Here is a 14,572-nt window from a genome sequence, read left to right on the forward strand (position 1 = left end):
TTACCTAAAGCTTGGTCAGCACGGAGATGATGTTCGCGCCCTTCAAAATAAGCTGAAGGTCTTCGTACCTGAGGTCGAAGTTGATGGACGCTTTGGTCCTCGAACAGAGCGCGCCGTGCGCATAGCCCAGCGTCGGCTTGGGTTATTTCCGCCAGACGGCATAGCAGGGCCAAAGACATTGGGCGCGCTGTTTGCCCAAAAGTCTGTAAAAGCCAATGCGACCGGTCAGCCTTCTGCCTTAACCCAGATGATGGGCACGCTAAAGGCTGCGGAGGATGCCATTTTGGCCTGGGTCAAGAAGCAGTTCGCTGGACCCCAGATCGTTCCAGTCTCCATTCGACCCGCCGTGCAACCCGCTTTGCGGCGAGCGGAGTATCAGCCCGTTCAGCCGGGCACGGTCGCGCCTGTGGCGGGCATGCGGATGTCGGCGCAGGGGCGACTCTTCATTGTCCGCCATGAAACGCAGCCTGGGGTCAGCAATCGCCTTCATCACCCCAGTATGGGGAGTGGTGTTACACTCGGTCCGGGATACGATATGAAAGACCGTAGTCGGGCGCAGGTCGCCAATGATCTGAAATCCATCTTTGGGGTCGATCCCGCTGCCGCTGAACGCGTTGCGGAAGGGGCAGGGAAAAGTGGCCGTGCGGCGGGTGATTTCGTTCGCGTCAACAAGGACGCGATCAATCTGTCCGACACGCAACAGGCCGCCCTACTGGCCAACATTGTCGGGCACTATGAAGCCATGGTGCGGCGCGCGATCAAAATCCCTCTGCACCAATATGAATTCGATGCGCTGGTTTCTTATGCCTATAATCCCGGCGGTGGATGGAAAAGGACTACTGCTTTGATCAACCAACATCGTCCGAAAGATGCTGCGGTCGAACTGTCAAAGCACGTCTATTCCCGCGGGCAGAGGATCAAGAGTCTGGTAGTGCGCCGGGCTGCTGAAACACAGATGCTATTATATGGGGAATATCATTGATGACCATGTTCTTGGCCTGCGGTGCTTCCGCTGTACTGATTTTGGCAGGGTGTAGTTCGGCTTCTGATCAGCCCGGAAATACCACGCCAGTTGAGCGGCCCTCCGGGGTGGTGGCCGGCGCATCGTCGATGCGGCCGAGCCAATCGACGCGGCCAGCCTCGTCTGCCACGGCTGCTGATCAGATTTTTGCGCATCAGCTCGAGAGCTTGTTGGTAGGACATGCGACCCTGGACAATGCGGCCGTGACGGGGGTCCGAGCGATCGACAAATGTCACACGACGTTCGTAACGGCGAAAGGCGAAACGAACATCGATTGGACCAAGGCTGGCAACCTTGCTCCGCGCGATGGAAATGGGCGAGAAATAAGCCGGTTGCCGTCTGCGTCCGGATGGCATGAGATGTCTGTTCCGCTTGGTGAATGGCCTGAGCCAGCAGGCAATGTCGCCAATCGTTCCAGCGGTGCGTTCGGACAACTTGCTACCGAATGCGCTTGATCGAGGTTTGGATGTGCCGTCATTAGGATACCGAAGTCCTCGTTGAGATGCGCGCTTAATGCTGCGGCGCTGTGGGCAGGCACTCCGCTTTGTTGGTTTCCCTGCCCGCCAATCATCCCTATGTGACAGGCATCATGTCCGAATCCCGTTCCGCTGATCCGGTGACGCCCGTCACCGCCGAACCCCTGGGCGCGCCGATCGGTTTTGTCGAGTTCGTCCTGCTGATCGCCGCGCTGATGGCGTTGACCGCGCTCGGCATCGATTCGATGCTTCCGGCGCTGCCCGCCATCGGGGAGGCGCTGGGGGCCTCGCCCGCCGCGCGGCCGTTCGTCGTTACCGCCTTCCTGATCGGGTTCGGGGTGGCGCAGCTGATCCATGGGCCGCTGGCCGATCGTTATGGGCGGCGGCGGGTGCTGATCGTCGCGCTGGTCATCTATATCGTCACCAACGGTTTGGCGGCGGTCGCGGCGAGTTTTCCGCTGCTGCTCGCCGCACGGATCTGTGCCGGGGCGGCGATCGCGGCGACGCGGGTGGCGACGGTGGCGCTGGTTCGCGACTGTTATCACGGGCGCGCGATGGCGCAGGTCATGTCGATCGCCTTCATGGTGTTCATGATCGTGCCGATCCTGGCGCCTGCGTTCGGCGAGCTGGTGCTGCTGTTCGGCAATTGGCGGCTGATCTTCTGGGTGATCGCGGGGCTCGCCACGCTGGTGCTGGGGTGGTTCGCGCTGCGGATGCCCGAGACGCTGGCGGCCGAGGCGCAACTGCCCATCTCGCTGTCGCGCATCGCCAGCGGGTGGCGCGAGACGCTGAGCGATCGGCTGTCGCTGGGCTATACGCTGGCGGCGACGGCGCTGATGGCGGCGTTGTACGGTTATCTCAATTCGATCCAGCCGATCATGGCGGTGACCTTCGGGCGCGAAAAGTTGCTCGCGCTGATCTTTGCGACGACGTCGGTCACCATGGCGGCGGCCAACCTGCTCAACTCGCGGATCGTCATGCGACTGGGTACGCGGCTGATCAGCCATAGCTCGGTTGCTATCCTGATCGCGGTGGCGGCGGTTCATCTGGTGATTGCGCGCTTCGGCGGGGAATCGCTGATCGTCTTTGCGGTGCTGCAGGCGATCACCATGGCGTGTTTCGGCCTGGCGACCTCCAACTTCTCGGCGATGGCGATGGAGAATATGGGGCGGATCGCCGGAACCGCCTCCAGCGTACAGGGCTTTGCCAGCGTGACCATCGGCTCGCTGGTCGGGGCCGGCATCGGCCAGGCGTTCGACGGGACCACCCAGCCGCTGACCCTGGGCTTTCTGATCGCCGGGATCGCGGCCTTTGCCTTCGTCTTCGTGACCGAGCGCGGGCGGATGTTCCGCCCCGCCTGAGGCGGGCCTGAAACGCGGCCGGGGAACCGCCCGGCCAACCCCACCGTTCCACCCTCCATAGTTCAAGAGGAGGCAGCGATGGGCGGACATCAGGTTCCCAGTCATGGACCCGGCGACGATGGCTGGGACGAGGAAGGTTATGACGAGAGCCAGCGTGCCGAAATCCTGGAGGTGACGCGTGACGGCCCCAGCGACGGCGTGCTGCTGACCGATCTCGAACCCGATCTGGGCGATGACAGCGTGGAGGACGAGCCGATCGGCGAGCTCGACATGGACTCCGAAGAGGTCGGGACGAGCGACGCCTCGGTCGACATGGACGCCGAGGACGTCGACGAGGACGATCTCCAGGAGGATTTCGAGGACGATACAGTCGCGGACGGCGATATCGACGAGGCCGATGACGCCGCGCTGCGGCCATGATGCGCTTGCCCGTTGCCTTGTCGGCGGGAGGGTTGGTGCTGATGGGCTGTTCGACGCTGCCCGACATGCGCGCGGGTCTGCCATCGATGGTGTCCCGGAATTTCCAGTGCGACAATGGCAGCCGTTTCTGGGTGCGCTTCGACAATCGCAATGACAGCGCGTTGATGCGCCTCGACGACGATCTGGAGATCCGCTTGGCGGGCCAGCCCGTGGCCTCGGGTATCCATTACACCGGCTTCGGCCATGACCTGCGCGGCAAGGGGGGTGAGGTTGTTTTGACACGCCCCACCGGCGATTCTCTGCGCTGCACCGCGATGGGTTGACCGGCCGGGGCGGAATAGCGGCCGAAAAGTGGCGGAAAACCGCCATTGCCGCATTCCGCCCCCATTTAGTTCATGTTGGTGACAGGAACTGTGGTTTTCCTGACACAGGTCCCGACAAGGCGACCAAAAAAGTCGATTGTCGTGCAACCCATGGCGATTTTACCGGTTAAGCGGGCCTGGGCTGAGCGGTTCGATCCGCCGCCCCACATAGAAAAAAGAAGGGTATCTCGTATGCGTAAGCTTTCCATCGTCGCCGCTGCGGCGGCTGCGTTCGTTGCCGTGCCTGCCATGGCGCAGGACATGAACACCACCGACACCGCGGCGGCTCCGGCGCCCGCAGCGACCGCTCCCGACGGCACCCGCGCCTTCGGTATCGAGCCTTATGTCGCGATCATGGGTGGTTGGGAGCAGTTCGATCGCCAGTCGGTCGCTGGCATCCCCGCTCAGCCCAAGGGCTACAACCTGGACGGCGCGCTGGTCGAGGGCATCGTCGGTGCCAACATCCCGCTGGGCCCCGTGTTCGTCGGTGCCGAGGGCTCGGTCGCCAAGGGCGTGTCGGGTGACATCGACTGGCAGTATGGCGCCTATGGCCGCGCGGGCTTCCGCGCCGGTGAGAGCGGCCTGTTCTATGGCAAGGTCGGCTATCGCTGGAACAACTTCCATAACTTCGCTCCGGGCGTCGCTGGCGACCTGAAGCGTGACTATCACGGCACCGTGTACGGCGTCGGCGCCGAAGTCGGCCCGAAGGACATCGGTCTGGGCGGCCTGACCGGCAACTCGGGTCTGCGCCTGCGCATGGAAGTTTCGACCTTCGACGACGCGCATTCGTTCCGCCCGATGGCGGGTGTCGTCGCACACTTCTGATCCCTTTCGGGGTCCAGTTGGCGTAAAGGAATGGGGTTCGGCAGCGATGCCGGACCCCGTTTTCTTATGCGCCGTCGATGCCCATATCGTGGCGATGGTCGGACGGGTGAAACGCAAGGCGGGTTTGCTGGCCGCCGCCGAACGGATGGCGGTTGGCGAGACGCCGGTCTGTGCAATGTGCGAGCGGCCGCTGGGCGTGAAGGTGGAATGGCACCACCCGGTGCCCAAGAGCGAGGGTGGCCGCGAGACAGTGCCGGTGCATCCGATCTGCCACCGGACGATTCATGCGACGTTGAGCAACGCGGACCTGGCGCGGGGCTATTCCGACTTTACGGTGCTGCGCGGGCACCCGGATATGGTGCGGTTCCTGCGTTGGATCGCCGGGAAACCGGCGGATTTCCATGCGCCGACGCGGGCTGGTCGGTGATTTCGGTTCACGCGAAGCCGCGATGACGCGAAGAGGTCGGTTCGCGCAGAGGCGCGGGGGGCGCAGAGAAGAAGTTTTTTTGGCGTGTTACACTCCCAATCCGTTTCAGCGGGAGTGTCGTTGAAGACCAAGCCATGAGGATCGCCGGTCAGGCGAGCGCTTGCGGCAAACAATTTGGGCCTTTGGCCCGAAAATAAGGGATGTGACGACGCCCTTCCTTCGGTCTTCGACTCTCAGGATGAGGGGGGGGCAAGTCGAGGACTGCCACGTGCCCTTTCTGCGTCCTCCGCGCCTCTGCGCGAACCAAATTTCTTCGCGGCTTCGCGCGAACGAAAAAAGGGCGGACCGAAGCCCGCCCTTTCGAGGATCACTCCGCCGCGACGCCCGCGGCCGAGAACATGTCGCCGGTTTCGCTCGGCTCTTCGTTGGCGGCCTTCGCGGTCTTCGCCTTCTGGCGGGTGTCGAACGCGTCCCAGACGTCGTTCCACTGGCCGCGCGTCGCCGCCTTGGAATATTCCGTCGCGCGCGTCTCGAAGAAGTTGGCGTGCTCGACGCCGTTGAGCAGCGGGGTCAGCCAGGGCAGGGGATGCTCGTCGATCATGTAGATCGGCTTCAGGCCCAGCTGCCCCAGGCGCCAGTCGGCAATGAAGCGGATATACTTCTTGATATCCTTGGCCGTCATGCCGCTGACCGGGCCCATCTCGAACGCCAGGTCGATGAAGTTGTCCTCCAGCCGCACCGTCGTCTGGCACTGGTCGGCGATGTCGTCCTTCACCGCCTTGGTCAGGCAGCCGCGCTCCTTGGTGAAGGCGTGGAACAGCTGGATGATCCCCTCGCAGTGCAGCGACTCGTCGCGCACCGACCAGGTGACGATCTGGCCCATACCCTTCATCTTGTTGAAGCGCGGGAAGTTCATCAGCATCGCGAAGGACGCGAACAGCTGCACGCCCTCGGTGAAGCCGCCGAACATGGCCAGCGTGCGCGCGATATCCTCGTCATTGTCGACGCCGAACTTCTGCAGATAGTCGTGCTTGTCCTTCATCTCGGCATATTCGAGGAAGGCGCCATATTCGCTCTCGGGCATGCCGATCGTGTCGAGCAGATGGCTGTACGCCGCGATGTGCACCGTCTCCATGTTGGAGAAGGCGGTCAGCATCATCTTGACCTCGGTCGGCTTGAACACCCGGCCATATTTCTCGTGATAGCAGTCCTGCACCTCGACATCCGCCTGGGTGAAGAAACGGAATATCTGGGTCAGCAGGTTGCGCTCGTGATCGGTCAGCTTCTGCGCCCAGTCGCGGCAATCCTCGCCCAGCGGCACCTCTTCGGGCAGCCAGTGGAGCTGTTGCTGACGCTTCCAGAACTCGAACGCCCAGGGATATTCGAAGGGCTTGTACTGCTTGGAGGCTTGAAGGAGGGACATGGGGGTTACTCCGGGTACGAATGAGATGAAGAGGGTGAAGGCCGGTTCAGCCGCTGCTCGCCCAGGAGCGCAGAGCGGTAGCGAAACCGGCGAGAATGATCCCGCCCGTGGCGAACATGGTGCCCGCGATCAGCCGGGCATAACGGCCCTCGTCCGACTGCGGGCGGCGGAGTTGCAGCAGCAGCGTTGCACCGATCCCGGTTAACAGGGCGGCAACGCCGTACATGATCGTCGCCCCTGTCATGCGACCAATTCCGGGCTGGCGCGTTCCCAACCCGAACCCAACACAGGAGACGAACAATGGTCGATGTCAGCCAGATCAAGGAACATGCGGAAGTCGTCGGTGCGGATGGCGTCCATGTCGGGACCGTCGACCATGTCGAGGGCGACCGCATCAAGCTGACCAAGAACGACAGCCCCCAGACTCAGGACGGGCAGGGCGCCAAGCATCACTACCTGCCGATCGGCCTGGTCGCCGAGGTCGAAGGCAACACGGTGCGCCTGTCGGCGACCGCACAGAACGCCGTCGACGAGTTCGAAGAGGCGGAGTGAGCCATACTTTCCCTCTCCCACCGGGAGAGGGAGGGAGCGCCCGTCAGGGCGCGGAAGGGTGAGGGTGGTGTCGTTCATGCGACGCCGCCCTTTTTCTTCGTGAGTGCGACACCCTCATCCTTCCCACGCGGCATTGCCGCGCGGGCCCCTTCCTTCTCCCGGAGGGAGAAGGAGATTTGGGTGAGGACCCCCTCGAGATTTTGCATCACGTCGGCGTTCGTCACGCGAACCGTCCGATACCCCTCGCGCATCATGAAATCTTCGCGCGACGCGTCATACCCTTCCGCGGCGGCGTGCGTATCGCCGTCGACCTCGATGACCAGCTTTTTGGAAAAGCACAGCATGTCGGCGAAGAAGGGTCCAAGAGGCGTCTGATGACGCCATTTCAAATACGGATAGGTTTCACGCAGCGCGCGAAGCAGACGGCGTTCGGGTTCGGACGCGTCGCGGCGGAGCTGGCGGGCGCGTTGCACCGTGCCGGAGTGATGATTGTCGTATTGACGCACACCCTCACCCTTCCGCCGCTGCGCGGCTCCCTCCCTCTCCCGGGGGGAGAGGGAAATCACCTCACTGGCACGCCAGGCATTCGTCGTAATCGGTCGTTTCCCCGATCTCGAACTTCGGTGCGCTGATCGTGTTGTCCGCCTCGACGCCGCCCGACCCGGCGAAACCGGCGCGCTGCACCGACTTCGAGCGGAGATAATAGAGCGACTTGATGCCCAGCTCCCACGCGCGGAAGTGGAGCATGAGGAGGTCCCACTTCTCCACATCGGCCGGGATGAACAGGTTCAGCGACTGCGCCTGGTCGATATAGGGCGTGCGGTCGCCGGCCAGTTCGAGCAGCCAGCGCTGGTCGATCTCGAACGAGGTCTTGAACGTGTCCTTCTCTTCCTGGCTCAGGAAGTCGAGATGCTGGACCGAGCCGCCATGCTCGAGGATCGAGTTCCACACGGACTCGGCGTTCTTCGCCTTCTCGATCAGCAGCTTTTCGAGATAGGGGTTCTTCACGACGAACGAACCCGACAGCGTCTTGTGGGTGTAGATGTTCGCCGGGATCGGCTCGATGCACGCGCTGGTGCCGCCGCAGATGATCGAGATCGACGCGGTCGGCGCGATCGCCATCTTGCAGCTGAAGCGTTCCATCACACCGACATCGGCCGCATCGGGGCAGGGCCCGCGTTCGACCGCCAGCGTCATCGACGCCTGGTTCACCTGGGCGCTGACATGCTTGAACATGCGCAGGTTCCAGGACTTGGCCATCGCCCCCTCGAAGGGGATGCCGCGCGCCTGGAGGAAGCTGTGGAAGCCCATCACGCCCAGGCCGACCGACCGCTCGCGGCTGGCGGAATAGGCGGCGCGCTCCATGCCCGGCTCGTGGCGCTCGATATAATCCTGCAGGACATTGTCGAGGAAGCGCATCACGTCCTCGATGAACTGCTTGTCGTCCTTCCACTCGTCCCAGGTTTCCAGGTTGAGCGAGGACAGACAGCACACCGCGGTGCGGTCCTTGCCCTTATGGTCGATGCCGGTCGGCAGGGTGATTTCCGAACACAGGTTCGAGGTCGACACCTTCAGCCCCAGCTCGCGATGATGCTTGGGCATGTTCTTGTTCACATGGTCGGCGAACACGATGTACGGCTCGCCGGTCGCCAGGCGGGTCTCAACCAGCTTCTGGAACAGCGCGCGCGCATCGACGGTCGCGCGGACCTCGCCGGTCTTGGGGCTCTTGAGATGCCATTCGGCACCGTCGCGCACCGCTTCCATGAAGGCGTCGGGGATCAGCACGCCGTGGTGGAGGTTCAACGCCTTGCGGTTGAAGTCGCCGCTGGGCTTCCGGATTTCCAGGAACTCCTCGATCTCGGGATGCGAGATGTCGAGATAGCAGGCGGCCGAGCCGCGACGCAGCGAACCCTGGCTGATCGCCAGCGTCAGCGAGTCCATCACGCGGACGAAGGGGATGATGCCGCTGGTCTTGCCGTTCAGGCCGACCGGCTCGCCGATACCGCGCACATGGCCCCAATAGGTGCCGATGCCCCCGCCGCGCGAGGCCAGCCATACATTCTCGTTCCAGGTGGTGACGATGCCGTCCAGGCTGTCGGGCACCGAGTTCAGGTAGCAGCTGATCGGCAGGCCGCGACCCGTGCCGCCGTTCGACAGGACCGGCGTCGCGGGCATGAACCACAGCTTCGAGATATAGTCGTACAGCCGCTGGGCGTGCTCGGCATTGTCGGCATAGGCCGAGGCGACGCGCACGAACAGGTCCTGATAGCTTTCGCCGGGCAGGAGGTAGCGGTCGTTCAGCGTTTCCTTGCCGAAATCGGTGAGCCGCGCATCGCGCGCATGGTCGACCTCGACCGGATAGGGTTGCGGGCGCACCGACTTGGTATCGGCGGGCGTCGGGGCAGGCGCGGCTACCGTGTCGGCGGCCATTTTCTCAAGCATATCAGTCGTCATGTCGCTATCCCGGCTATCCCTGAAATCCATCATCGATGCCGCTCCTTTGTTCTTGTTCCGTTCGAATCGGCATCATGCCCCGTAACACCCCGCGCCGCGTACGTCGCGATCCGGGCAGGGGGTCGGACAAGACGCCGTTTCCGGTGTCCGGTCTTTGTCCCTGTCCTACCAGTGCTTGGGGCCGCCCCCGACCTCTTCCACAATCCATAGTGGAAAATCCCGGGCGGGACCGCAAGAGCCTAAAGCATGGAGAGCGGGTTGGTTGCGACGAATGACGCTGGCGTCAGGCGCTCGAAAAGCCGCGACGCACGGATGTCTGCGGGGTTCGCGAAGCGCAAGCCCCTAAAATTTTTTTTAGGGGCTTGCGATTAACCGAATGACAATAGGAGCAGCGCGATCAGGCCGACCAGCGCGACCGCCATTTGCGGTGGCCGCAGCCGTGCGAAATGCTCGGGCGCTCCGCCCCAGCGGGCCGTCCAGGGATCGGTCACCGCGATCGACGCATAGCCCAGGATCAGCAGCACGAACGCCGTCAACGGCCCGGCGATCAGGGCGAGCAGCCCCAAGGTGAAGCGCAGCCCCATGACCAGCATCTGCGACCGGTGCGGCCCGCCCGGCGTGAAGAAGCTGAGCCCCCGCGCCACGCCCGCCAGAAAGATCAGGATGGCCGCGCCCCATATCTGCCCGATCAGCAGGGCCAGCGGCGCCCCCGCCCAGGCCGCCAGCGCGGCCAGCGGCAGGACGAGCACTGGGCCATAGCCGAAGACGATACTGAGCGCAGGGATGCGGGGCGAAGCGCCTTCGGGCGTCGGGGCGGAAACAGTCATGACGCCGCGAACGTGCGGGAGGCAGTTTCCTATCCCGATGTAAATCCTACCCTTGCCGCGGGAGCGGCATCACGCAGACTGGCGGTGATGGTCGTGGCTATCGTCGCCTTCCAGCCAGGGGTGATCCTCGGCCAGCGGCGTGGCGAAGGCGATGCCGACCCGCCCTTCGCGCTCCCAGCGTATATAGCCGCGCAAGGGGCGGTCCGCGCCCAGGCGGATACCGATCGCCGCGCCGCATACGATATAGGCGGGGGGCAGCCCCTCGATCATCACGCCGGTCGTCGACATGTCGCGGATGCGCACATCGATCGTCGCGGTGCCCGACATGATCTGGGCGGTGCGCAGGATCTTCATGCGCGGGCGGCGATTGGATTTCAGGCCGACCGGCTCGGCGCGGCCCTCGCGGTCGCGCAGCATCCGGTGCACTTCGTCAGATCCGGCGGGCTTGCCATAGACATAGCCCTGGATGTGGCTGCACCCCAGGTCGCGGATCAGCTCGATCTCATCCTGGATTTCTACGCCCTCGGCGGTCGTCTCCATGCCCAGCGTGTCGGCCAGCGTCACGATCGCACGGATGATCGCGGCGTTGCGGCTGCCGGCGCGGATCGCGCCGTGGACGAAGGACTGGTCAATCTTGATCTTGTCGAACGGCGCGCGGCGCAGATAGCCGAGCGAGGAATAGCCGGTGCCGAAATCGTCGAGCGCCAGGCGGACGCCCAGCGCCTTGAGCGCAGCGAATTTGCGGTCCGACTCCTGATTGTCGTTCAGGAACACGCTTTCGGTGATCTCCAGCTCCAGCCGCGACGGCTCCAGCCCCGATTGCGCCAGCGCCTGAGAAACGAGAGCGGGCAGATGCGGCTTGGCGAACTGGATCGACGAGACGTTGACCGCGACCCGCGCGGGGCGGGGCCAGCTCGCCGCCTCCAGGCAGGCGGTACGCATCACCCATTCGCCGATCTGCTCGATCAGCCCGCATTCCTCGGCGATCGGCACGAACTGCGCGGGCGAGATATCGCCCTGGGTCGGGTGACGCCAGCGCAGCAGCGCCTCATAGCCGACGATCATCGCATCGCGGGTCGACACGACGGGCTGATAGGCGAGGTGGAACTGCCCTTGCGTGATGGCGACGCGCAAATCCTCCTCCATCCGCTTGCGGCTGCGCGCGCCCTCGAGCATCGCCTCGGCATAGAAACGGTGGACGCCGCGCCCATCGCCCTTGGCGGCATAGAGGCCAAGGTCGGCGTTGCGGATCAGCGTCTGCGAATCCGCGCCGTCCTCCGGCGCGATGGCGATGCCGATCGAACAGCCGATCGTGACCTCGTTGCCGTGCACGTCATAGGGGCGCGACAGGGTGACGATGATTTCCTTCGCAAGGCTGGCCAGCCGGTCGCGCGAGTCGATGCCGGGCAGCAGGATCTGGAACTCGTCGCCGCCCAGGCGCCCGACCAGCCCGACATCGCCGACCACCTGTTCCAGCCGCCGCGCAACCAGTTGCAGCAGCAGGTCGCCGGCCGGATGGCCCAGCGTGTCGTTGACCGCCTTGAACCGGTCCAGGTCCATCAGGAACAAGGCGGTCGGGCGATAGGGGCTGACCGACTGTTTCAACGTCTTGTCGAGCGACAGCTTCATGCGCTGGCGATTGGCCAGGCCGGTCAGGCTGTCGAACAGGGCCAGACGGGTAATCTCGGCCTCCGACCGGCGCTTTTCGGTAAGGTCGGACCCCGATCCGATAAAGCCGCGGAACCGGCCGATGCTGTCGATGATCGGCCGCCCCGAAATCGACCACCAGCGATCGGCGACGGCGGGGCCGCCCGCCACCGCGCAGACCGTATAGTCGGAAAAGCTGGTGCGTGATGCCATGTGGAAGGACAGGGTGCGTTCGCTGCCCGGCGCGGTGGAATCCATGTGGAACAGCTCGGTCAGCGCATGACCGTGATAGTCGCCGTCCGGACCGACCAGATCGTCGGCGACCTTCTTCGACAGATAGGTCAGCCGTCCCTGGCGATCGGTTTCCCAGAACCAGCCGGTGCCATGTTCCTCGAACTCGGCGATCATCTTGACCGCCTGTTGCCCCTGGCCGAACTCGCGGGCCCGCGCGCGTGCCGCATCATAGTCCATCCGGCCCAGGCGCTGCGCCTTCAGCACCAGGAACAGCAACGGCGGCACCACGGCGGCCAGCACGGGCAGGACGGGTACGCCCCACGCCAGCGCGGCGATCGGCGCCAGGAACGCGAAGCCGAAGGAATAGCCGAGCAGCGCGCCGCGCACCGGGTTCAGCATCGCCGCCATCGCCCACATCGCACAGATCAGCGTCAGCGCCGAGGCCCAGTCATGGCTGCCGGTCTGCGACCGGGTGAGGATCAGCAGCAGCGGCGCGGTGGTGAGCGAAAGGACCAGACCCATCACGCTCAGCCATTGCTTGAACCGGTAGAAGGGCCATTGCCGCGATCGGCCCCGCCACAGGACGATGCCGAACGCCACCGTGCCCAGCATCATGGCCGCGCAGCCGATACCCTTTTCGATCAGCACCGACCGGGGATCGCTCAGCGCGCCGAAGCCCGCGATGATCGCCACCGTGACGAGATTCTGCAGGATCGCCAGCGGCCATGTCCGACACAGCCTCTTCAACCGATCGAGGTGCAACGAGATCAGCAGCTCGTCATTGTCCTCGACGAGACCGATCAGGGCCAGAAAGGGGATTCGGTCGGTGGCGGACGGCATGGGGATATCGCGGTTCCACTGGGGTTCGACCGACCCTCGCGAATCGAGGTTAAGATTGATTGAAGCGCGGCATCATCGCGAATCGCCGGACCGGTGAACGACGGGCGTTGCGCGCGCGGCCCCGCTGTCGCAAAAGGCCACTCCATGACGACCCTGATCCGCGACACCGACCTGATCGAGAGCGTGGCCGACGCGCTCCAGTTCATCAGTTACTATCACCCGATGGATTATATCCGTGCGCTGGGTAAGGCCTATGAGGCCGAGAAGAGCCCGGCGGCCAAGGATGCCATCGCGCAGATCCTGACCAACAGCCGTATGTGCGCGGAGGGGCATCGCCCGATCTGCCAGGACACCGGCATCGTCACGGTCTTCGTGAAATGGGGCCAGGACTGCCGCCTGTCGGGCGACCGCAGCTTGCAGGAAGTCGTCGATGAGGGCGTGCGCCGCGCCTATCTCCACCCCGAGAACAAGCTGCGCGCTTCGATCCTCGCCGACCCCGCCTTCACCCGCCGCAATACCAAGGACAACACGCCGAGCGTTCTCCATGTCGAAATGGTGCCGGGCAACAAGGTGACGGTCGACGTCGCGGCCAAGGGCGGCGGGTCGGAGAACAAGTCGAAGTTCAAGATGATGAACCCGTCCGACTCGATCGTCGACTGGGTGCTGGAGATGGTGCCGCAAATGGGTGCGGGCTGGTGTCCGCCCGGCATGCTGGGCATCGGCATCGGCGGCACCGCCGAAAAGGCCGTGCTGCTCGCCAAGGAATCGCTGATGGGCGCGATCGACATGGGCCAGCTCAAGGAACGCGGTCCCCGCAACGATATCGAGGCGCTGCGTATCGAGCTGTTCGACAAGGTCAATGCGCTGGGCATCGGCGCGCAGGGTCTGGGCGGCCTGTCCACCATCCTCGACGTCAAGATCCTCGACTGGCCGACCCACGCCGCGTCCAAGCCGGTGGCGATGATCCCCAACTGCGCCGCAACCCGTCACGCGCACTTCACGCTGGACGGCTCCGGGCCGGTCTATCTGGAGGCGCCCAAGCTGGAGGAATGGCCCAAAGTCGACTGGAAGCCGGACCTCCAGGCGGCTCGCCGCGTAGACCTGAACACGCTGACGCCGGAAGAGGTGAAGAGCTGGAAGCATGGCGATCGGCTACTTCTCAACGGCAAGATGCTGACCGGTCGTGACGCCGCGCACAAGCGGATCAAGGACATGCTCGATCGCGGCGAGGAGCTGCCGGTCGAGTTCAAGGGCCGGGTGATCTATTATGTCGGCCCGGTCGATCCGGTCGGTGAGGAAGTGGTCGGCCCGGCGGGCCCGACGACGGCGACTCGCATGGACAAGTTCACCCGCATGATGCTCGACCAGGGCCTGCTGGCGATGGTCGGCAAGGCCGAGCGTGGTCCCGCCGCCACGGACGCGATCCGCGAATATCAGTCCGCCTATCTGATGGCGGTCGGCGGCGCGGCCTATCTGGTCGCCCGCGCGATCAAGGGATCGAAGGTCGTCGGCTTCGAGGATCTAGGCATGGAGGCGATCTACGAATTCGACGTGGAGAACTTCCCCGTCACCGTCGCGGTCGATTCCGAGGGCCAGAACGTCCACACCCTGGCCCCGCTGGTGTGGCGCGACAAGATTGCCAAGGAAGGCCTGTTGACCCCGGCGTGATCCATTTGCCCTCCCTGTCGGTGATAGGGAGGGCT

At 64.2% G+C, this 14,572-nt stretch carries 15 protein-coding genes; 9 read left to right on the forward strand and 6 right to left on the reverse strand.

Annotation, left to right across the window (positions count from 1 at the left end; genetic code table 11):
• The 7 genes from SSA01S_RS19965 to SSA01S_RS07485 form a co-directional block, all read left to right on the forward strand.
• A partial coding sequence (locus tag SSA01S_RS19965) for a peptidoglycan-binding domain-containing protein (RefSeq protein WP_082794988.1) occupies positions 1-982 on the forward strand: 982 nt, incomplete at its 5' end.
• The gene (locus SSA01S_RS19455; RefSeq protein ID WP_156477704.1) at positions 982-1,476 is read left to right on the forward strand and encodes a hypothetical protein; all 495 of its coding nucleotides are present in this window, start codon (positions 982-984) and stop codon (positions 1,474-1,476) included. The genes SSA01S_RS19965 and SSA01S_RS19455, both read left to right, overlap by 1 nt.
• A 134-nt stretch (positions 1,477-1,610) precedes the next feature.
• Positions 1,611-2,858: a multidrug effflux MFS transporter gene (locus SSA01S_RS07465; RefSeq protein ID WP_061779924.1), complete on the forward strand. Its 1,248-nt coding sequence runs from the start codon at positions 1,611-1,613 to the stop codon at positions 2,856-2,858.
• A gap of 78 nt (positions 2,859-2,936) precedes the next feature.
• Entirely contained in the window at positions 2,937-3,278 is a 342-nt protein-coding gene (locus SSA01S_RS07470) for a hypothetical protein (protein ID WP_058753437.1), read from the forward strand.
• On the forward strand, positions 3,275-3,601 hold the full coding sequence (locus SSA01S_RS07475) for an MliC family protein (protein WP_061779888.1): 327 nt from the start codon (positions 3,275-3,277) through the stop codon (positions 3,599-3,601). The genes SSA01S_RS07470 and SSA01S_RS07475 overlap by 4 nt, the downstream gene beginning before the upstream one ends.
• Before the next feature lie 231 nt (positions 3,602-3,832).
• Complete coding sequence (locus SSA01S_RS07480; RefSeq protein WP_058753435.1) at positions 3,833-4,465, forward strand: outer membrane protein; 633 nt, start codon at positions 3,833-3,835, stop codon at positions 4,463-4,465.
• A gap of 145 nt (positions 4,466-4,610) precedes the next feature.
• Complete coding sequence (locus SSA01S_RS07485) at positions 4,611-4,892, forward strand: HNH endonuclease signature motif containing protein (protein ID WP_061779925.1); 282 nt, start codon at positions 4,611-4,613, stop codon at positions 4,890-4,892.
• Positions 4,893-5,259: 367 nt separating this feature from the next.
• Here the strand turns inward: SSA01S_RS07485 and SSA01S_RS07490 are convergent, their stop codons facing one another.
• Together SSA01S_RS07490 and SSA01S_RS07495 are read right to left on the reverse strand one after the other, a co-directional pair.
• Positions 5,260-6,315, reverse strand: a complete 1,056-nt coding sequence (locus SSA01S_RS07490; RefSeq protein WP_061779889.1) for a ribonucleotide-diphosphate reductase subunit beta — start codon at positions 6,313-6,315, stop codon at positions 5,260-5,262.
• A gap of 46 nt (positions 6,316-6,361) precedes the next feature.
• Entirely contained in the window at positions 6,362-6,559 is a 198-nt protein-coding gene (locus SSA01S_RS07495) for a hypothetical protein (RefSeq protein ID WP_061779890.1), read from the reverse strand.
• A 56-nt stretch (positions 6,560-6,615) separates the two neighbouring features.
• On the opposite strand from SSA01S_RS07495, the gene SSA01S_RS07500 reads away from it, so the two are divergent.
• A complete protein-coding gene (locus tag SSA01S_RS07500; protein ID WP_058716985.1) occupies positions 6,616-6,867 on the forward strand; it encodes a DUF2171 domain-containing protein in 252 nt (83 codons plus the stop codon).
• Positions 6,868-6,941: 74 nt separating this feature from the next.
• Here the strand turns inward: SSA01S_RS07500 and SSA01S_RS07505 are convergent, their stop codons facing one another.
• From SSA01S_RS07505 to SSA01S_RS07520, 4 genes are all read right to left on the reverse strand, one after another.
• Positions 6,942-7,373, reverse strand: a complete 432-nt coding sequence (locus SSA01S_RS07505) for an endonuclease domain-containing protein (protein WP_061779926.1) — start codon at positions 7,371-7,373, stop codon at positions 6,942-6,944.
• 61 nt (positions 7,374-7,434) lie between these two features.
• On the reverse strand, positions 7,435-9,351 hold the full coding sequence (locus SSA01S_RS07510) for a ribonucleoside-diphosphate reductase subunit alpha (protein ID WP_061779927.1): 1,917 nt from the start codon (positions 9,349-9,351) through the stop codon (positions 7,435-7,437).
• A 338-nt stretch (positions 9,352-9,689) separates the two neighbouring features.
• Positions 9,690-10,148, reverse strand: coding sequence for a DUF3429 family protein (locus tag SSA01S_RS07515; RefSeq protein WP_061779891.1), 459 nt, complete (start codon positions 10,146-10,148; stop codon positions 9,690-9,692).
• 69 nt (positions 10,149-10,217) lie between these two features.
• Positions 10,218-12,869 (reverse strand): putative bifunctional diguanylate cyclase/phosphodiesterase, encoded by a 2,652-nt coding sequence (locus SSA01S_RS07520; RefSeq protein ID WP_061779892.1) that lies wholly within the window; start codon positions 12,867-12,869, stop codon positions 10,218-10,220.
• A gap of 144 nt (positions 12,870-13,013) precedes the next feature.
• Here SSA01S_RS07520 and SSA01S_RS07525 point away from each other — a divergent pair, with 144 nt between their 5' ends.
• Positions 13,014-14,537: a fumarate hydratase gene (locus SSA01S_RS07525; protein WP_058746844.1), complete on the forward strand. Its 1,524-nt coding sequence runs from the start codon at positions 13,014-13,016 to the stop codon at positions 14,535-14,537.
• Positions 14,538-14,572: the final 35 nt, after the last annotated feature.

The sequence above is a fragment of the Sphingomonas sanguinis NBRC 13937 genome, from assembly GCF_001591005.1.
GTDB lineage: Bacteria > Pseudomonadota > Alphaproteobacteria > Sphingomonadales > Sphingomonadaceae > Sphingomonas > Sphingomonas sanguinis.